Genomic DNA, 19,291 nt, shown 5'->3' on the forward strand with positions numbered 1-19,291 from the left:
CACATCAAAGTATTTTTCCAAATATGAGATACAGTACCACTGTAAGTATCATGGTACTTTCCTGAAGATATGTGTATCTCTCTACCTTTGTAACGATCCTGTATTTCAGAGGGTCTTTCTTATACTCCAGGAATTTAAAACTCATCCAGAGCACAAGTATGAAAAGTACCAGAACAGATAACTTATTCAGATTCCATACAAGTATAAAATTTGTGATAATGTCTATCCATGTAACTATAAATACAAAATCCACAGACTGCTTATATCCGAAAAGCTTTGAATATGTCACATACTCTGTCTCCTCCTGAGGCGCCCTGATCTTTCTTGATACCTCCCAGATAAGGGCCGGAAAATACAGGGTAAAGCAGGCAAGAACATTCATGAGATCCACAGGTCTCACATTATACTTGATGACAGTAAATGAAATGATGTAAATGTTCATCAGTATCTGAACCGGATTATGTGTCACCAGTGCAAGAGGCAGTGATTTTGCTATCTTATGCTTCTGAAAAAACCATACCGCCATGAGGGATCCGTAGGTATAAAGAATAAGACAGAATATGAAATTCGGCATATACAGATAGTTTATGACAAGCGTAAATGCTATAAGGAGGCTCACAAAAACCGCCAGATCCTTCTTATGCACTCTTCCGGAAGGCAGGGGTCTCGCAGCGAACAGACGGCAGTCCAGTTCATAGTCCTTGAAATCATCTGCGATCCTAAGCCAGAAAAGGAAGCTGAATACGGTAAAACCTGCGATGATCTCCTGGATACCGAGACTGAATGAAGTTATCCCGTGATTAAGTAAAATGATAAAATAGATTTCCGCCGCAACGATATATCCGAGAGCAAGCCTCGGAAGTATCGGATACATCTCTTTTTGATAAATATTAAGTCTTTTAATTGCATTTAACATTTCCATACTCTCTATCCTTTTATTATTTCAAATTAAAGGAAATTCTCTATTTTTTTAAAATAAAAAAAATTACGCAATGCCGAAAAATGACACTATGCTCAAAGATTCCTTCTGATCTTGAGCTTATATAATGTCAGGTTAACTGCTATATGGGTAAATCCTCCAACAAGGATATAACAGAAATATTTCCATACAGGAATCCCGGCAGTCACAAAAAGAATAAGCATCACACCAAAGAGGCTGTCTATCTGATCTATGACGAAAAACAGCTTATTCTCAGTCTTCCCGGGTTCTATATCTATACGCCTTTTCACAAAACTGTTTGGAAGCTCGAACAGCATATAGCTGAGGCCAAAATATGCGCCGACAGAGGCATTGAACCAAATCTTATTCGGAAAGATGAGATAAAGTTCATTTTGTGATTCAAGCCCCGTTAACCTGCAAAAGGCCCCCCAGCAGATAGTTGTGATAATGCTGATAACTATCATACTGAAGAAGCCTATATAAGTTTTATTATCACCGAATATCCTTCTTCCGTCGCTTAAGCAGCGGCCTCCATCTATAGGATATTTCAATTTTTTATAAAACGGAGTCTTAACAAATACCATGTTGAGAATTCCTGCAAGAATCACAGGCATCATGGTGATGTACATTCCGAGTATCATATTCATCTTTTTTCTACCAACCTCTATTGAAAATCGGTTTTCCTCCTGTTAAATCATCTGAGTGTCTGAACCAGGATCAGGATCTCCACAGTAAAATAACCGAAGCCCCAAAACAGAACATTGGCAGCAGCTATGTCCTTTGCTACACCGATCTCGGGACGATTCTCTTTAGTGATAAAATCACAGAGATGTTCCAGGGCAGTATTGATGAGCTCAGCAGAAATAACTCCTGAAACGGTTATGGCATAAGCTATATAAAACGAGCTTTTAACACCGAGATAAATATTTAAAAAAAGGAAAAATAAAGCAATAAAAAGATAATATGCGAAGTTCTTTTCGGTTTTAAAGGCTTTTATCATACCCCGTGCAGCACAGATGATGCTGTCAGGAAAGGTTTTGTTTTTGAAATCAGCCTTTACCATGTTTTCGGAACCCACCCCAAGGTTCACACTTTTTGACATAATTATACCCCTACGTTTTTTTATTACATAGTAAGTGTCCCCGGCGCCAATGTCTGAAGAAAACCTTTGCACTGACCTGTTACATTTTCTTAACCGTTTAGGAAACACATACTGATGTAGTCATTATCTCATACATAATCAAAGATGCTCTGAATTGCATCGGTGATATCAATAATTTCCGGCATATGAACTCGTCCAAGCTTTGAATACCCTCTGATATTCATATCTAATAATGACATCTTTTCACACTGAACATATCCGGTGATTTCGTCTGTACTTATTCTGATGTGCAAAGCTCCAGGCTCTCCATTCTTATATATAGGACAACCAATAATCTCACCTGTCTGATTAAAAAAATCTTTGCTCACAACAAGCACCGGCATCTTGATTCTTTCAATATTAAGAATATCCCCCTGAGAAATCTCTTTCGTCATTACCAAATCTCTCTTCCTACGGGTTCGCCCCAGTCAAATTCCCCATCAAGGTCTAGTTTTCCTCCATATTCTGCTGCACGTTCCTCTAATGTTTTATGCCTAAAAGGCTTAAGCAACATTATTACACCATTTGAAACTTTTACATCCAACATATCGTCAACCGCTATATCTGCCTCTTGCAGTACTTCTTTAGGAAGTCTTATACCTTGACTATTTCCCCATGTTTTTACCTGAGTCTGCATAATAAGCTCCTCCTTTATGTATAAACATCGTATATCCAAATCAGGACACATGCAACCCTTTTTTGCCAACGGCATAAGTTTACTGTAGGAATTATAATTGCCCCGCTAATACATTAATGCCCTTTACGTTTTTCCTTCTTCTTTTGCTGTTTCAGTTCAAACATCCTCTGTTTTTCGGCTTCGGCTCTTTCTTTTCTAATTTGTTGTTTTAGATTTTTCATTTCATCGTATTGAAGCTTAAGAGCCTGTTGCGATTTTGTTCCGATACCTACAGCAGAAATCTGCTTTCTTGCATTACGCTGCCGCCGTTTGGGATTATCTGCCGAAATCTTTTTCTTTAGCTCTACCCCGCTGCTGAAACGTAATTCATGATAATGATATAGAATAAAGTTCAACACTTCATGATCTTTAGGTTCAGAACCAAAGGTAATCTTGCTTACCGAAAGCTTACCATCGAACTCCTTCTCAAATACTCCAACCCAAAATGGATCTTCAAAATATACCGTTAGTTTTCCGCTATCAGTCACCATATGTTTGCCAATTCCCGTAATATACCCCAAATTAAGATCTTTAATTTAACCCTACGCATTTCAAAATATTATAAGTGACCATACTTTATCACAGCAAAAGAAAACAGACCTCAAATCGCACTGATTAAGGTCTGTTTTTCACTGATTATTTTCCTCTGCATGATTGCATCCAATTATTCAAAAAGCTAATTTGCTCATCCGTATGAAACCAATGCTCTCCGCCCTCCATGACAGTAAGTGTTGTATTAATCCTACTAGCAAATTTTGTTATATTATGAAAGTTTTCAATTTCATTTGCATTTCCACCCTTTCCATGAACGTAAATCATAAGGGATTTCTTATTTTCATTCATCTTCTGTATAATCCTCTCTTATACATGAAATATTGCTGCGTGCTTCCTCATTGTGTCCGATAATCGGTTCAAGCTTCTCACAGGAATTCATCTCACTGCATTCGCCGCAGGAGGCATAGTGTTTTCCCATGGCACATTGTCTTATGGAACACATAAATTTACAATACGGAAATTTCACTCCCTCTATCCTGCATCCCACACAATTGATCATCTCCGGTGTGATCTCGGCATGATTCATTTCTGACCATTCCTTGGCTACCTTTTTTCTTAGTTCATCATCATTATTCACTGTAGCAATATGAGCCTCGCAGGTTTCACAGTTCAATCCGCAGTAAGCGATATAGTCATTCATAGATTGTTCTCCTTTCTTAGACAAGTCAACTTTTCATTAGTGTTCAACTATACTGTAATGCAAAAAAACAGACCCAAAACTAGTATCACTGATTCAAGTCTGTTTTTTAAACACTGCCATAAAACCCTAAATAGTTCTCCATATTTGACAGTAAATATTCACCATTATGATGTCCCTCAAAAACATGGTTTTCCACTTTGACACCTTTGCTCTTCAGAATACAATAAAGCTTCTCACAAGAGATATAGAACTTACCTTCATCATCTTTTCCATCATCAAGATAGACAGAAATATCTGAAAATTCTACCATTTCAGCAATAGAAACAGGATCATTCTCTAACCACATTCCTCTATCTCTGAAATAGCACTCGTCCTCGTCTTCATATGACAAATCTATGGCAGGCATATGACCTCCGATTCTTGAAAACAAATCCTGATGGCGTAAACCAATATTAAGTGCAGCATATCCTCCTGCAGAAACACCTCCTACAAATCTTCCATAAGCGCCATTGACCGTAGAGAATATACTATCTATAAAAGGTATTACTTCATCAATAAAATAGTCCTCATACCTGCCTTTATGAACGATTCCGTATTTTCCGTCAAATTCCTCATAATTATCTGCAGAATTAAGTCCTCTGCTGTTATCCATATTTGGACATACTATTATCAAAGGAGCCATCTTTCCCGTTTTAATTAAACTGTCTGCAGTTCTATCCATCCCTAACTGACAAAGCAACTCTTCATTTCCTGTTCTTCCATGCAAAAAATACAGGACCGGAAGGGTTATGTGAAGATAATCATCCGGAACATATACTGAAATGTTCATTTCCTTATTCAGAATATGACTTTGTAATGTATGTACATATAAACTCATTTCTTTCACCTATAAAAACATCCTGATACACATCATGATGTGAGTGTCAAAAGTATTTGCCACTCACTTATATGCGCTAACGCACACGTTCGTGTGCAATGTACTGCTGAACACTCATAGATCACCAAGGTTTATATTCAATTGGTTTATCACATCCCCAGGATTTTGCCATGTGTGCAAAATTCTTTTTTGCTCCTGTTTTGAAGTAAATCCCTATATACACTCTGAGAAGCCACGGTAAAATCTCCGGACCGGTAAAACTCACGCATTTGGAATTAAAGAAATCCCCTTCTTTTCCAAATATTTTTCCTATTTCTTTGTAAGGCTCGGTTAATTTCTCCACTTCTTCTCCTTCAGCAAAACGTATACCGAAGTTATCACCTTTTACAATAGCACCTCCATACCCACAGTTTAACCGTTCAGTAAGTATTTTCAGATATGTTTCTCCACATCTAAGCTGCAATCCCTCTGCAAATCCACTCTGTAAAATGAATGATAATTTAGTGTCTTTATTCTTTGAGGGTAAAGTTTCCAGAAATTCCATCATCAATCCCGGCACACATTCTACATATAGAGGTAAAGCAAAAATGATATTATCATTCTTTTCATAAGCTTCTCTTGCAAAATCCCAGGTGGTTATATCTGATAATGAATATAATTCAAATGTATTTCCGGCCTCACAAAAACCATCTATAAATTTCCGCAGTATTCTATTGGTATTACTATGATTTTGAACTCTCGGACTCCCATTAATTATCACTGCATGCATTTAGTAGCCTCCAAAATTTCACCGACATCAAAAACACCTAAGGGCTTGCTTTTCATATTATCTGTTATTTTTTTATTCCATCTGATCATATAATCCTTGTCTATACCGCCCTGATATATTATTCCAATGTCTAATCTATTGTCATACCTCATCACATGACGCATCATCTTATCTCTAAATTCCAGATTCATGGTAAGGAAAGGAACGATCCTATCAAATATATTCTTTCCTTTGTGATTCAAAAAACCCAATGCTGTATCAGAAATAACCCAAAGCTGACTGGCTCTTGGCAGCTCCTTTAATATCTTTTCATAGTCATCTTTGATGGCACATACGCCCGGCGTCTTAAGCCAACAGAAATTACAACCCCTGCAATGACTGATATGCATATCACTCGCTTCAAAAATTTCATACTCCAAACTTCTCCCAAATAGATTTTTCTCAAGTATCTTCGTAATATCTTTGTTATCCGTTGTATTAACTATTACTGTCATAGTATTTTATCTCCTGTTTCACGATACATCAGCTCACCTATGCACCTCGATTCATCTCTTCATCGCTGTCCGAACAATTCAATTTTATCAAGTATAAAAAAAGAAGCCCATCGCCACACGGAAATGAACTTCTTTTACACTTATGTTTCTAACCCATATCTATTTTAGCAAATTTCATATTTCATTTTATTGAACACGGTACCAGGTCTTCATATATTAGCTTCCAGCTCCCGATAGAATTTTACTGCCTGCTCCATATTTTCCTCATTCGGATAATTCTTATTGATTCCCCCTATAAGCTTGAAGGGGCCGAAAGTATCGAAGCCCTTGCAATAAAAAATTCCAAGACAGCGGCAATTTTTACTCTCAGCGATTTTCAATCCACTATCTGCATGACTCTTTCTTGGATCTCCCGCTGAATGAATAAAGAATACGCTTTTATTCTCGGGAAGATTATTTTTGAGAAACTCCAGCATCTGCGGATAATACTTTCCGAAGGCTACCCCGGAAGCAATTCCAATACGGTCGTACTCTGACAGATCGTATTTTTCATTCCCGATGACATTTACAAGCTCCACATCCTCATGTGATGCTATGGCATCCAGTAATTTCTTTGTATTACCATGGTGAGTTGAAGTATATACAATAACTGTTTTTTTATTCATGATTCTTCCTCCCTTAGATCATTTCTGAATTAATTTTTATATTTGTTTTCCCGAACTATTCCATGACTTTTTTTGGCCATCTGCAGATTCCCACCTCAAGTGCCGTTTCCTCCTTAAGGTGAAAATCAGCGTATTTGCAGTACCAGCACCCTCTGAGGCTGGGAATGGCATCCTCTCTTTCGGTGTATGCAGGACAGATATCTTCAGGCCACACACTGCCATCACGTTTTGGTACAGCGTAACAAGTGGGAACTTTCCGTAACTCCGGAATATTTATCTGTCGTTTATTATCTTCCATAGGCAAACTGTCTTCGGTAATGTTTTCGGTAATGTCTTCGGCAACATCTTCTGCAGCATGATCTTCATGTACTGCTACACTTATCACATCAGGATTCCTATAGTTTTTCACATTTTCATCCATTTCTTTTCCTCCTGATAACAAGATACAACCAACATAATTTATTATTTCATGGTACACTGAACTGCACTTATTTCACACCGCCATGGCATGACATGATGTGAGTGTCAAAAGTATTTGCCACTCACTTATTAGCGCTAACGCACACATTCGTGTGCAATGTGCTGCTGAACACTCATAACTCACGTCCTTTTGCTGTGCAAAACGACTACGTTATTCGTGTTCGGGCGGGTCATAAAGTCTCAAATCAACGTGCAAGCACGTGATTTGGTACTTTTGACCCTTACATCATATCATGGAATCATCATCCTCACTTTAAATCTGTTATCCTCAGCTGCATATCTTATTTCGCTGCCTGTTTTTTCAGCAAAGGCCACAACACTTTTTGTGCCAATGCCATGGCCATCCACATCTGCAAAGGGATGTCCTTCTTCATCGAGCTCCACTTTTTCGGCACAGGAATTTACTATTTCCAAAAGCAGCTGCTCTTTGAATCTGGCCGTTATACCTATAAACCTTTCTCCCTCCGGCAGTTTCTCACAGGCGTGTATAGCATTTTCAAACAAATTGCTGATGGCTATGGCAAGCTGCATTTCATCCACTCCCGGGTCAATTGGGATATGTGTCTGTACCGTAACTTTAATGCTTTTTCTCTCAGCCATAGTTACATAATGGGTGAGCGCTGCATTAACAGTGGTGTTCTCACAGTATCTCCGCATGGAACGAGGTTCCTGTGATAACCGCTCCTCGAGATATTTCTTCGCCTCATCCGCCTTTCCATCCTGAATAAGCGATAAAATCAGTGCTTCAAAATGTCTCCTGTCATGGCGCATGGTTCTGTCCTGTTTCATGATTTCTTCTGCAGTTAGAAGCCTGTCCCTCATACTGTTCGCTGCCATTTTAAGCATTGCCGCATCTGATTTGAGTTTATACTCATTCTGCTTTAGTACTGTTGAATCTACGAGGGCATAGAGCTTTCCCAGGATTTCCCCGTCTTGCGACAATTCTTTTTCTTCCGGAGTATAGTACCTTTCACCGGAGCTTATTGTTTCCTTCCTGATGATAGTCTTCTTAATCAGATCCACAACAGCTTCAGGATCTTTATTTATCTCAGGATAAAGTTCCTTTATATGTTCATTGTAGTACTGAACTCTCCCGTCTCTGTCCACAGCGATAACACCTTCTGAGAGTCTGTCTACGATATACTCCTTAGCCATATCTATGATTCCCAAAAGATTGAACTTAAATATAGCTATAAACATGGAAATCGTGATTGCAAAGCTTCCTAAAACCGAAAGATCATAAAAGTATGTGAAGAAAAACAAATGCGTTACCTGAAGTATATACAGGACTGCTTCTGTCAAAAAACCTGTAATTATAATCCAGATACGCAGTCTGGCAGTTTTGCCTTTAAGTGAATGAAGATACTTAAAGAGCCAGAACATGATAATTATGATCACCATAGCCTGAAACTGCATGAATATTTTATGAACTATCCCGCTTCTATGCAGTAAAACAGGAAACAGCTTGCTTTTGTCAAACCATATCTTTGAATAAAATAAGGGATTATCCGGTACTGTAAAAATAACCGCATAAACAGCTGCATCGATAAAAATAAAAAGCCTGACCGCGAGTTCAGGAAGCTTTACATGGCAGAGCTCCACAGTAAACATAAAGAGGGAAAATATGATCCAAATCCGCCCTGCATAAGAAAATTTGAGGGCCGTTATATACGCCTCCTCAGTATTAGATAACAGCTGCATCAGATATCCGGTGTCGTTGACTATCATGGTTATACAGTTAAGAAACAAATATGCGTGAAGCTTGTTTTTGAGATTTTTAAAAACCACAATACTCTCAAAAAGCATCGCCAAAATACTTATAATCAATACAGCTAAAAGGATTTCCCGCATGAAATCATCTCCAATTCCCGGTGTTTCTTCTTAAACGTGCACAGCACGAAGTGGTTAGATACGCTTTATTGGTACACACAAGATTTGCACCGATACAGAATATCCGATATCAGATCACTAATTTTTTTGTGTTCAGATATCTATGTCTTACAGAACCACAGTTTATCGTATGGTATTACGTGATACCTCCTGAATCTCTTTCGCGGCTTCTTCGGGAGTCACTTCACCCAGTGCCAGATCCTTCAAAGCTCTGCATACAGCAAGATTCAAATCCGGATATTTTATCCCTCTTGTTCCTGCAACATTGTTTTTCCCATTTTCAATGATATATCGAAGATTCTTTTCTCCGTCAGCACTCAGCCCTTTCACATCAATCTCCAAATCTTTAAGTGTGGGCATATACTCCAGATATTCATTCACAAGTATCTTTTGACCTTCATTTACCAGATAATCCATCCAGCGAAATGCTGCATCCTTAACCTTTGATTCCGGATTCATGCACAGGATTACATCTGCTGACGCGGTCACAGGTGATACGATGCCATCATTATCCCAGTCGATCAGAAACACCTCATGCTCTGAATCATCGCTGTTAAAATTTTCGTATGTCTTTGTATCTCTCAAGGTATACATGTTCATAGCCCAGGAGCCGTTAACAAACATAGGGATGCTTCCTTCACGCTGGAACATGTCATTGACCTTATCATAGAGCGGCATTCGGATGGCCTTGTCCTGAAAAACTCCGTTTGTGAAACTGCTCTGCCAGATTTCAAAGGACTCTATGATAGAGTCAGTCTCGAATGATACCTTTCCTTCTATAGCATCGTACAGCGCATCTCTGTCCACATCTGCGGCTATGGTCATCCACATATCGAGATTCACCCATGAATCCCCGGCACCGATAGCAAGGGGATAAAGGCCGTTTTCACGAAGTATCCCGCAGGTTTCCTGCATTTCTTTATAGTTAGACGGCACATCACAACCGTACTTTTTCATCATATTGACATCAGCCCAAAGAAATCCTGCAAAGGTCTGACCCAATGGAAGTCCCAGAGTATCCCCCTTTTCATCCTTTATAATCCCGAGACATGGATCAAGGAATTTCTTTTCCCATTCCGGTCCCCAGGTATCCTCACAGTAGGGTGTCAGATTCTCTTCAAAGTCCCTGAATTCGTCAAAAGAAGCTCCGGCACTAAGTCCGAAGACATCAGGCCCATCTCCCTCCATCAGATTTATTCTGAGACGATCTGCGTGTAAGTCTGAACCTACATAAACGTAATTTATATCAATATCAGGATTTTCTTTTTCAAATGAATTTATGATCTTGTAGATAGGACTCTCAGGCCCGGTATCAGCGGGATTCCAGGTCTGAAAGGTCACAACGGTTTTTTCTTTCTGTGCACCGCATCCGGAAACCGCGAACAAAAAAAGGGACATAATAAAAAGAAGTTCTATTCCCTTTTTTATATGGTTTTTCATATGGTTCTCCCTACAATCTGAAATCCATATAGCTGTCCATAACCTCAGTATATCTGCTCTTGGAAACAGGAATCATTTCCTTGTTTCTGAGTGTGATGTCAGTTTTTGTGAGCTTGTTAATGGCAGAAACATTAACAGCTATGGATTCATGGCATCTGACAAAATCTTTATCCTTGTAATTATCTTCAAGATATTCCGCAAATCCTATCCTGAGTGTGGGAGTTGATATGATGCTTCCATCGTACAAATGATATGAAACCACATGATTTCTGTATTCCATATAAAGGATTTCATCAAGTCTCAGGGTCTGGAAACCGCCCTTGACTTTGACTATCACACTTTTTTCAGAAGAAATATCCACACGTGACACAGCCTTATCAAGTGTAGGAAACAGCTTATCCTTCTGTATGGGTTTTAAAATATAATTTATGGGATTTACATCAAAAGATTCCAATGCATAAGAGCTCTCGGATGTGGCGAAAATGATCTCAGCATCAGGCTGATTCCACCTGAGTTCCCTGGCCGCCTGTATGCCTGTTACCATAGGCATAACTATATCAAGAATGTAAATATGCGGTCTGTAATTCTCGCACTCTTCGACAAGAGCATCGGGATGATCGAAAACTTTTACTTCAGCCTGAATGTTCTTTTCATCAAGATATATCTGAACGAGAGACAAAACCCGTTCCAAATCATTTCTGTCATCATCGCATATAGCTATCCGAAGCGATGATTCACCTTTGCGCTCCAAAGTAATCCCCCCTGTCATCAGCGACTCACGTAAAAACATTTTTCTTAAGAAAAATAATCAGAACTCTCCGCCAAGATTCTCCAGTGAATCTATAACCACAACGCACTCAGGCTTTGCATGCTGAATGATATATCGCATCTGATCCATAGGAACAGCTACACAGCCTCCTGTATACGGCTTTCTGTCGCCAAGGCAGTGAAGGAAGATAGCGGAGCCTCTTCCGGGAGTACCATCCTCATTGAAGCTGATGTTCAGACAGTACTGATACTGGTATGTATAATCCATGATATGCTCACTGTTTTTCATATCAAGGTCCGGAAAATCCTTTATATCCACCATTTCATTATAGTGCATACCTTCCCTGTCATCCCCTGACCAGTAGGTATCGTCATCAACCTTGGTGTACGGCATGATGGATCCAGGATCGTCAGCTATTCCGAAAGCCTTTGTAAAGTGATATACCCCTGCAGGCGTCTGACCACAGCCCTCAACATGCTCTTCATCCGGACATATACCGTTCTTCCCCACATATCCCGGAGTTGAACATATCATCTTCCACTTTCCTTCACTGTCCTTCTCATGCATCGAAACCCACGCAGTAGTCTTCTCATGCTGCGCCACCACGAACAGCTGCTCAGCTGATCCGGCCTGTGAAAGTTTCGTTACCCATTCAGGAGAATCCGGAGCTTCAAGCTGAAGAACCTCCCTGGCAGAATTCCCCTCCTGTGACTTAGGTGCCAATGCCTCAGGCACAGAACTCTCACCGCAGCCTGTCAGCATCATCACGCAAACCATAACCATCCCGATCACACTTCTTTTTTTCATTCTACACCCCCAAAAACTATAACAGTAACCCTAGAGCCGCCTGCATTTTTTCCATGCAGCACAGCCCAGTTAATGATTTTTGTAACCACTTTATTATATCGACACTTATTCCTATTATCTTTAACTATATGATACATTTTTTTTAATATCATGATTCAAGGGTCAAAAGTACCAAATCACGTGCTTGCACGATGATTTGAGACTTTATGCCCCGCCCGAATAGAAAAAAGCACCTGACACCTAATGATGCCAAGTGCTCCCATTTTCACTTATTAAGTTTATTTATTTCCGCCATTCTTATTAACTCATTTTCCATCAGGGAAACTGGTGAAAAACTCACGCTCCATCTCCGGTAATCCCATGGTGCTTTTTGCCATATCAAAGGCCTTGATCATGAAAGCCATATTTCTGGCCAGATTCCTCATGGTCTGAAGCCCCTCCAGATCCTTCTTCACATCTTCTGCCGAGAAACCGTGAACCTGATTCCAGTATGTACTTGAGGCAACGGGCATACCGCTTATAGTGAAGTACTTGTTCAGGACGTCGAAGCTTGCAGTATTGCCTCCACGTCTGCAGCTTACAACCGCAGCGCCAACCTTCATCTGTTTTGAGTAACTTGTGCTGTAGAAAAGCCTGTCCATAAATGAAATTACGGTTCCGTTAGGTGATGCGTAGTAAACCGGACTTCCGACTACGAGACCATCGGCATGCTCCAGTTTCTCCGCAACTTCATTAACGAGGTCACCATTAAACACGCATCTTCCATTCTTTTTGCAAAATCCGCAGCCTATGCAGCCTCTGATTTGCTTATTCCCTATCTGAATCAGTTCTGTTTCTACATTTTCCTTTTCAAACACACTGATCATTTCCTGAAGAGCGGTAGCTGTGCAGCCGTTCTGATGAGCGCTGCCGTTTAAAAGTAGTATTTTAGCCATATTTTTCTCCTGATACTTTAGTGTTTATGAACTTAAATAAATATACTATTCATCTGTAAATCTCTTCGTATACAAAGCTGCAGAACTCATTCAGGGTCCTGTGATCAGGATTAATATAATAATTCTGAAGGAGCTCCCTATACCTTTCATCTTTTCCCCTTAAATAAACATCAGATATACTCTGCTGCTTCTTCCTGATCTTAAAACGGGCTTTATAATCCCTGAAGAAAAGTCCGCTCCCATTCCTGTAGAGCTCAAAATATTTATATGCCGCAGCACTTCTCAGAAGAACAGCATCCGAGACATTTTTAAAATTGCCCGGCTTTTCCTTTCTGTAATCAAGAAATCTGAACTGGTAATCGGTCACACTTGTATTCACCTCTTTTATGAGCCTGTCATCCGACCAGTCAAGACTGGTAAGCACAGAATCACAGACGTCGATCACCAGCTCGTTCCTTATGGCTTTTTTATCTATAAGATACTCAAACTGATATGGATGATACTTTTCTATGTAGTTAGCTAAGTTCATGTTGTACTCGGCAGCGACTTCTCTGTAACACTCAGCGGAGGCAACACCTATATTTATCGCCTCTGCTGACATGGTGGATTTCTCCTGTTCTGCCTTATCGATCAGATAAAACTCCTCCGCCTCAAAATACATGGCTGTTTCAGGAATAGTCGGTGTCACAAGACATGTATTGATAAATGCAGTGTCCATATGATCCGCATTTATACAGTACACCGCATCAAATCCAAGGTAATCAAAAATAGCCCGCTTTTGTGTAGACACTCTCCAGTCATAGGGTTGAAAAGTCAGAAATCTCATACCGCCAATGTTTCCTCATGATGTCATCACTAACTGTTTACCCTATTTATATCGTTTAAAATAATATCAAATATAAACTTTAGACACTCACGTCATGATTTTCTTATCAATAAACCTTTATTATGTCTTCTGCGTAACGGGTTGATGACAGGTATATATGAGAAAACAGGCTTCGTATCTCCGGAAGGGCGACGAAGTCACTTATATCAATGCTTCTGTCATTTATAATGATACTGTTTCCGGTCTCATTCAGATGTGTAACAAGCAGAGAGACTTTCAGATTTTCATGACCGTAATCCGATATATCTCTTTTTATCGATGATATAAAACTTTCCAGACTTTCATGGGGCGCATAACGTATATGTCCCTGCCATTCATTAGGTTCGTTTGTAAGGTCTTTCTCTATATTGCCAAGTTCTTTTTTATCGCACTCACATGAAAGCTTACCTGCTCCATGTCTCGTTACATAGGATCTGGTCACATATATGACTTCATCAAGCTTTAGCCCCATCCGTCTCAAAAATGCACAGGGGTTATGTATTCCGGTTTTGGAGGCGGTCACATGCGGCGCATATTCTTCATTATCGCAGTCAAGCAGCAGTCCCTGACCGGTCTCAAAAACCAGAGTATCAGTATCCTTAAAAAATCCCTTCAGAGATTCTTCCGTAAAAAGCTTTAAATATCTAAAGTTTTCGATCATTACATCAGCTGCGTTCAAAAGTACATTTTCATTTCGTAAAAGCTCAATATACTCTGAAGACTTGTCTCTCAGGCAGTTACTGATCTCATTTAATCTTCTTTTGGTATAGTCTTTTCTTATGGATGAAAGCTTTTTATACAGACTCTCGGAATTAAGGGACGATATCTCTTTAAGTGTCAGTCCGAATCCGGATCCGGTACGTACATCACATTCGTTTATACCCATACCGCAGCTTCCGTGCCTTTCCGGCCCACGGGATATTTCCAATGCCATATTTATAAGTATGTCATCCGGAACAGTGATGCAGGTATTCTCCATGGCATATAATGGAGGCACAAAACCGAAGTGATCTTTAAAAGTGGAAAACTCTTCTGAAAGCTTATATAGATCAGGATAGAAGCTTTCTATCCATAAAGTTCCTGCATGACGCAAAGAACCGGAGGACAGCTCATGAAATACAAAACGCCCCCCTCCGGTACATGCATAATCCTCTGAATCAACTCTTTTTTTCAGTTCCACTGTATGCCCTGACTGAGCACCGCCGTTATGCCGGACAACAAGAGCTCCGGAACTCTTAAGGGAAAGGTAGTCAACTGCCATTCCCTTTCCCTCATCTCCGAAATTCTTTCCGACTACTGCAATTGTCTTCATAGTGTAATGGAATGTCCCACATCCGAAAGGCTGATCTGCTTTAAGGCATTGTGAATGAGCAGCCTGTTGGCATTATCATATGACGCAAGAATATCCTCCTGTCTTTCTCCCTTCTGCATGCGTATAACTCCGAAAATGATGTCAGGAATAACATTGACAGCGTCTTTTCCGATTACAATTTTGCGTCCTGCAAGAATTCCCCTGTTTCCTTCCTCACCGATCATGATATGGAATACATGGAATTTTTGCTGAACCTCAGCCAAAAGACTTTCTACCGTAGCACAAGGCACATAGTCCCCTGTAACTCTTTTAATAGTCTCAGAAACACTATCTGTCCTTATCTCGGCTCCGTCTCCGATGGTAAACAGAAATCCCTTCTCACCTCTTTTATTGATGGCATCGATGTTGGTATGTCTTGAAAGGAACTCCCAGAGACAGGTCGGAACCACTTCGCCGTTGCCATGATTTTCAAAATACAGATTGAGAAGCTGTTCCGCAATTCGGATATCAGACTCAAACTGTGTCACCTGGAGAGGTGACTCATCACGGAAATCACCGTAAGCCGCGCACATAAGTGCCGGATCCTCAATGGTGTTTGTTGAATAAAGCTTGGTGATGAGATCATTAAGTGCCTCTGTGGCAACCTTCACTGCAAGGTAACCCATGGATGCCGTAACATCCAGTCCCACAACTATAGGTGTTGAGTGTGGATGATCCTGCGAATCAAAGCACTCTCTGGTTCCGATAAATCTTGGATCGAATTTCGGATCACAGCTTCTTCTTTTGAAGACTTCTTCTACATTCTGATCATTTGATAACTTTCTGCTTGCTTTAAGCTTTGACCAGTCACTTGCTGAATAACTACCATATCCCATAATCTATCATCTCCTGTTCTCAGGGAACATCGTCCTGAAATTGTGTCCCCCAAATCCTTTTTCTATTACTGTGTCCCATTTTTCAAAATCGGAATAGGCATCAGAGGCCGGTTCCGAATTCAGAAAGCGGTACATCTCTTCAGGTTCTCTGGTATTCTCTGCCAGAATTACAGCGGTTTTTCTCAATGCTTTCAGATCGGCATTTCCTTTTAAAGCTTTAACTTTTCTCCAGTCCCCAAACAGCATGCCTTCATGAGTGAACGGATTGATAAAGACAGAATCCGGTGCCACGTCTCCGTACTCAAGCTCCGAGTATCTTAGTGCGCAGCAGATGTTCTCCATTCTTGAGATAACCCATGCAAGATGTACTGATTCCCACGGAGCAAACATCTCTGCGGGATAGCAGTTGGGTCTTCTTATGAATACAAGGGCGGACTTGTCATCGGACAGAACAATTTCCATCTTCAGTTCAGGAAACGATCTGTGGAGCTTTGCGTCTGCCGCAGGAAAAACCAGGCTTTTAAGCTTATTCAAAAAGACTTCCGCCCCGGATCTTTCATCAAAGATATATACAACAGATTCCTTTGCTATATAGAATAAAAGCCCCTGCCTTTCATACTTTTTCATATACTCGATATTGAGCATCTGACCGTTCTGCATGGTGTAACTGTCGCGGCCTGTACATGTCCACAGATGATCGGTACTGTAATCCATATCCTTTTTTTCTGCTTCAGCCTTATAGTGCTGCAGAACCATCTTCCGGAATTTCTCATTTCCTTTGAAATCTTCATCGGAAAAAAAGGCTTTTGAACCGCAGAAGGGACATGCAAGTCCCACAGAACCATCAAAGTTCATCTGTCCTCCGCAGTTTTTACACTTGTAAGTAATCACACTTTACCCCTCACTTAATTCTTACCTTTGAAAATTCTCACTTTTGAAAAACATTAAATTCTTTGATAATCATGTATATTTTAACACCAACCCCTTCTCCAAAAAACCGACTAAATTCTTACAAGGATTTAATAATGCGAGTGTCAAAAGTCTACATCGAATCCTTCCTATCTCCCGGACCCGAAAAACATCCTTACATGCTTCATGGCACTTGGCTGCTATCATAATTAAAGAAAAAACAGGTCGAAACAATCCACTGTTTCAACCTGTTTTTTCTCTGTTTAACAACTATTCTATACCATCACGCCATCAGCATGCGGAACATCTCTATAACCTGCTCCTTGGTAGCTTCTCTGGGATTTCCCGGATAGCATGCATCATTAAGAGCATCTGTAGCAAGGGTATCAAGATCTTCTTCCTTGATCTTGTCAAGAGTCTTAGGAATGCCTACATCCTCGGAAAGCTTCTTTACAGCCTCGATTGCTGCATCACGATACTCCTCCTGGGACATTTCATCTACACCCTTAACGCCCATTGCCCTTGCAACTTCTCTGAGTCTCTCTCCTGTGTACTCACGGTTGAATTCCATGGAGATAGGAAGGAACATGGCACATGCTACACCATGAGGAGTGTCATAATGTGCTGAAAGTGTGTGTGCCATAGCGTGATCGATACCGAGTCCTACGTTGGAGAAGCCCATGCCTGCGATATACTGTCCGAGAGCCATTCCCTCTCTGCCTTCTTTCTTGTTCTCTACTGCATCACGAAGGTTCTTTGAAATAAGACGGATAGCCTCAAGATGGAACATATCTGTCATTTCCCAGGCTGCTCTTGTGGTGTAGCCTTCGATAGCATGAGTGAGAGCATCCATACCTGTTGAAGCTGTCAGGCCCTTTGGCATAGAAGACATCATTTCAGGATCCACTACTGCAACGATAGGCATGTCATGTGTATCTACACAAACGAACTTTCTCTCCTTTTCAACATCAGTGATAACATAGTTGATGGTAACCTCGGCAGCTGTACCTGCAGTGGTGGGAACTGCGATGATAGGAACACAAGGGTTCTTTGTTGGTGCAACGCCTTCAAGTGAACGGACATCGGCGAACTCAGGGTTTGTGATTATGATACCTATAGCCTTTGATGTGTCCATGGATGAACCGCCGCCTATGGCAACGATGCAGTCTGCACCGGACTTTTTAAATGCTTCAACACCGTTCTTTACATTTTCTATAGTCGGGTTCGGCTTTATATCCGAATAGATTTCGTATGGAATCTTTGCCTCATCGAGGAGGGCAGTTACCTTTCCTGTAACTCCGAATTTGATGAGATCAGGATCTGATGCAACAAAAGCCTTCTTAAATCCGTTGTTATTGATCTCATTTACTATCTCACTGATGGCACCTGCGCCATGATAAGATGTCTGATTAAGTGAAATTCTGTTAGCCATAATACGTACTCCTTTGTACATTGATTTACTGTGTTAAAATATTAACACGCCTCTATGTGAGTATTGTACATCCCATAGAGGCGTAACATAAGTTACAGATTTTCACTTTTGTAACATAGTTTGTAGAGTCATCAGGTTGCCTCACACCTATGCAAAATAAAGCAGGTAACAGTCTTTACAGCAGACCCCACACGGAGCGCATAGTACTAAACGATTCGCTATCTCATTATAGAATCTTTATCTTTGCAAACTGTTCGGAAAGGGAAACCGGCATGGCATCTATCATAAGATCCGCCAGTTCTTCCTCTGATTCCTTCATGCCCTTCATGAGCCACTGAACAGTCATATAGATCGAAGCCTGACAGTACATCTCAAGAAGCTTTCTGGTATGTTTGTCCGGCGGGGTACCGGTCTTATCTCTGATAAGGCTGCAGTAAAACTCATAAATCATGAAGAAATCATGCTCCTTCAGATTATTCTGCTCGTCTCCCTTAAAGCCTGCAGTAAAGAAAAGCCGTTCTTTTTTAATGTACCGGAATTTCTTTATGAGACCGTCACGAACTGTCTCTCCCTTTCCCATCTCCTTAAAAGATTGCTCCAAAAGCCGGTCAAAATACCAGTTCACCAGATCATATTTATCTATAAAATTCCTGTAGAAGCTCTGTCTGGAAACTCCGCAAACCTCCACAATCTGAGTTACGGTAATGTTCTCAGGATCTGAAGTTTTCATGCATGTCTTCATGGCTTCCGCAAGTCTGTACTTGATTTCAGGCACCGCTCTGTTCTCCTATATCGCAATATTTCCCTCCTATAATAGCAT

The 19,291-nt window shown here is 40.5% G+C and carries 24 protein-coding genes; all 24 read right to left on the reverse strand.

All coding sequences use genetic code 11. The annotated features are described in order from the left end of the window. Positions 1–4: 4 nt before the first annotated feature. Positions 5–916, reverse strand: a complete 912-nt coding sequence (locus T515_RS05275; protein ID WP_036608622.1) for a prenyltransferase — start codon at positions 914–916, stop codon at positions 5–7. 98 nt (positions 917–1,014) lie between these two features. Beyond that, on the reverse strand, positions 1,015–1,587 hold the full coding sequence (locus T515_RS05280; RefSeq protein ID WP_036608459.1) for a CDP-archaeol synthase: 573 nt from the start codon (positions 1,585–1,587) through the stop codon (positions 1,015–1,017). Between the two features lie 47 nt (positions 1,588–1,634). After that, the gene (locus T515_RS05285) at positions 1,635–2,042 is read right to left on the reverse strand and encodes a diacylglycerol kinase (RefSeq protein WP_051671456.1); all 408 of its coding nucleotides are present in this window, start codon (positions 2,040–2,042) and stop codon (positions 1,635–1,637) included. Between the two features lie 128 nt (positions 2,043–2,170). Continuing rightward, positions 2,171–2,476, reverse strand: coding sequence for a type II toxin-antitoxin system PemK/MazF family toxin (locus tag T515_RS05290; protein WP_036608462.1), 306 nt, complete (start codon positions 2,474–2,476; stop codon positions 2,171–2,173). Continuing rightward, entirely contained in the window at positions 2,476–2,718 is a 243-nt protein-coding gene (locus T515_RS05295) for an AbrB/MazE/SpoVT family DNA-binding domain-containing protein (RefSeq protein ID WP_036608465.1), read from the reverse strand. The genes T515_RS05290 and T515_RS05295 overlap by 1 nt, the downstream gene beginning before the upstream one ends. 113 nt (positions 2,719–2,831) lie before the next feature. Further along, positions 2,832–3,248 carry a YjdF family protein gene (locus T515_RS05300; protein WP_036608468.1) on the reverse strand — a complete coding sequence of 139 codons (417 nt, stop codon included), beginning with the start codon at positions 3,246–3,248 and terminating at the stop codon, positions 2,832–2,834. A 145-nt stretch (positions 3,249–3,393) separates the two neighbouring features. Then, entirely contained in the window at positions 3,394–3,600 is a 207-nt protein-coding gene (locus tag T515_RS05305) for a hypothetical protein (RefSeq protein ID WP_036608471.1), read from the reverse strand. Continuing rightward, positions 3,593–3,952, reverse strand: a complete 360-nt coding sequence (locus tag T515_RS05310; RefSeq protein WP_036608475.1) for a DUF3795 domain-containing protein — start codon at positions 3,950–3,952, stop codon at positions 3,593–3,595. Before T515_RS05310 ends, T515_RS05305 begins: the two co-directional genes overlap by 8 nt. 106 nt (positions 3,953–4,058) lie before the next feature. Then, positions 4,059–4,829, reverse strand: a complete 771-nt coding sequence (locus T515_RS05315) for an alpha/beta hydrolase (RefSeq protein WP_036608477.1) — start codon at positions 4,827–4,829, stop codon at positions 4,059–4,061. Between the two features lie 121 nt (positions 4,830–4,950). After that, positions 4,951–5,598 (reverse strand): NAD(P)H-dependent oxidoreductase, encoded by a 648-nt coding sequence (locus T515_RS05320; protein WP_036608479.1) that lies wholly within the window; start codon positions 5,596–5,598, stop codon positions 4,951–4,953. After that, positions 5,586–6,092, reverse strand: coding sequence for a flavodoxin family protein (locus tag T515_RS05325; RefSeq protein WP_036608481.1), 507 nt, complete (start codon positions 6,090–6,092; stop codon positions 5,586–5,588). The genes T515_RS05320 and T515_RS05325 overlap by 13 nt, the downstream gene beginning before the upstream one ends. A gap of 209 nt (positions 6,093–6,301) precedes the next feature. Continuing rightward, positions 6,302–6,757, reverse strand: a complete 456-nt coding sequence (locus T515_RS05330; RefSeq protein ID WP_036608484.1) for a flavodoxin domain-containing protein — start codon at positions 6,755–6,757, stop codon at positions 6,302–6,304. A 55-nt stretch (positions 6,758–6,812) separates the two neighbouring features. Beyond that, positions 6,813–7,178 carry a hypothetical protein gene (locus tag T515_RS17930; protein WP_242839329.1) on the reverse strand — a complete coding sequence of 122 codons (366 nt, stop codon included), beginning with the start codon at positions 7,176–7,178 and terminating at the stop codon, positions 6,813–6,815. A gap of 290 nt (positions 7,179–7,468) precedes the next feature. Beyond that, complete coding sequence (locus T515_RS16435; RefSeq protein WP_051671457.1) at positions 7,469–9,088, reverse strand: ATP-binding protein; 1,620 nt, start codon at positions 9,086–9,088, stop codon at positions 7,469–7,471. Positions 9,089–9,250: 162 nt separating this feature from the next. Next, a complete protein-coding gene (locus T515_RS05345; RefSeq protein WP_036608488.1) occupies positions 9,251–10,567 on the reverse strand; it encodes an ABC transporter substrate-binding protein in 1,317 nt (438 codons plus the stop codon). Between the two features lie 10 nt (positions 10,568–10,577). Continuing rightward, positions 10,578–11,318 (reverse strand): LytR/AlgR family response regulator transcription factor, encoded by a 741-nt coding sequence (locus T515_RS05350; RefSeq protein ID WP_036608490.1) that lies wholly within the window; start codon positions 11,316–11,318, stop codon positions 10,578–10,580. A gap of 57 nt (positions 11,319–11,375) precedes the next feature. Next, a complete protein-coding gene (locus tag T515_RS05355) occupies positions 11,376–12,143 on the reverse strand; it encodes a L,D-transpeptidase family protein (RefSeq protein ID WP_051671458.1) in 768 nt (255 codons plus the stop codon). A 305-nt stretch (positions 12,144–12,448) separates the two neighbouring features. Beyond that, complete coding sequence (locus T515_RS05360; protein WP_036608492.1) at positions 12,449–13,078, reverse strand: flavodoxin family protein; 630 nt, start codon at positions 13,076–13,078, stop codon at positions 12,449–12,451. 49 nt (positions 13,079–13,127) lie between these two features. Continuing rightward, positions 13,128–13,904: a hypothetical protein gene (locus tag T515_RS05365; RefSeq protein ID WP_036608494.1), complete on the reverse strand. Its 777-nt coding sequence runs from the start codon at positions 13,902–13,904 to the stop codon at positions 13,128–13,130. 106 nt (positions 13,905–14,010) lie between these two features. Further along, positions 14,011–15,255 (reverse strand): adenylosuccinate synthetase, encoded by a 1,245-nt coding sequence (locus tag T515_RS05370; RefSeq protein WP_051671459.1) that lies wholly within the window; start codon positions 15,253–15,255, stop codon positions 14,011–14,013. Continuing rightward, on the reverse strand, positions 15,252–16,130 hold the full coding sequence (locus T515_RS05375; protein ID WP_036608496.1) for a hypothetical protein: 879 nt from the start codon (positions 16,128–16,130) through the stop codon (positions 15,252–15,254). Before T515_RS05375 ends, T515_RS05370 begins: the two co-directional genes overlap by 4 nt. Before the next feature lie 6 nt (positions 16,131–16,136). Then, complete coding sequence (locus tag T515_RS05380) at positions 16,137–17,021, reverse strand: hypothetical protein (protein WP_036608500.1); 885 nt, start codon at positions 17,019–17,021, stop codon at positions 16,137–16,139. 301 nt (positions 17,022–17,322) lie between these two features. Then, positions 17,323–18,471 carry a lactaldehyde reductase gene (fucO, locus tag T515_RS05385; RefSeq protein ID WP_036608502.1) on the reverse strand — a complete coding sequence of 383 codons (1,149 nt, stop codon included), beginning with the start codon at positions 18,469–18,471 and terminating at the stop codon, positions 17,323–17,325. Positions 18,472–18,697: 226 nt separating this feature from the next. Then, on the reverse strand, positions 18,698–19,213 hold the full coding sequence (locus tag T515_RS05390; RefSeq protein WP_155988288.1) for a TetR/AcrR family transcriptional regulator: 516 nt from the start codon (positions 19,211–19,213) through the stop codon (positions 18,698–18,700). Positions 19,214–19,291: the final 78 nt, after the last annotated feature.

Source organism: Oribacterium sp. P6A1 (assembly GCF_000702885.1).
Taxonomy (GTDB): domain Bacteria; phylum Bacillota; class Clostridia; order Lachnospirales; family Lachnospiraceae; genus Oribacterium.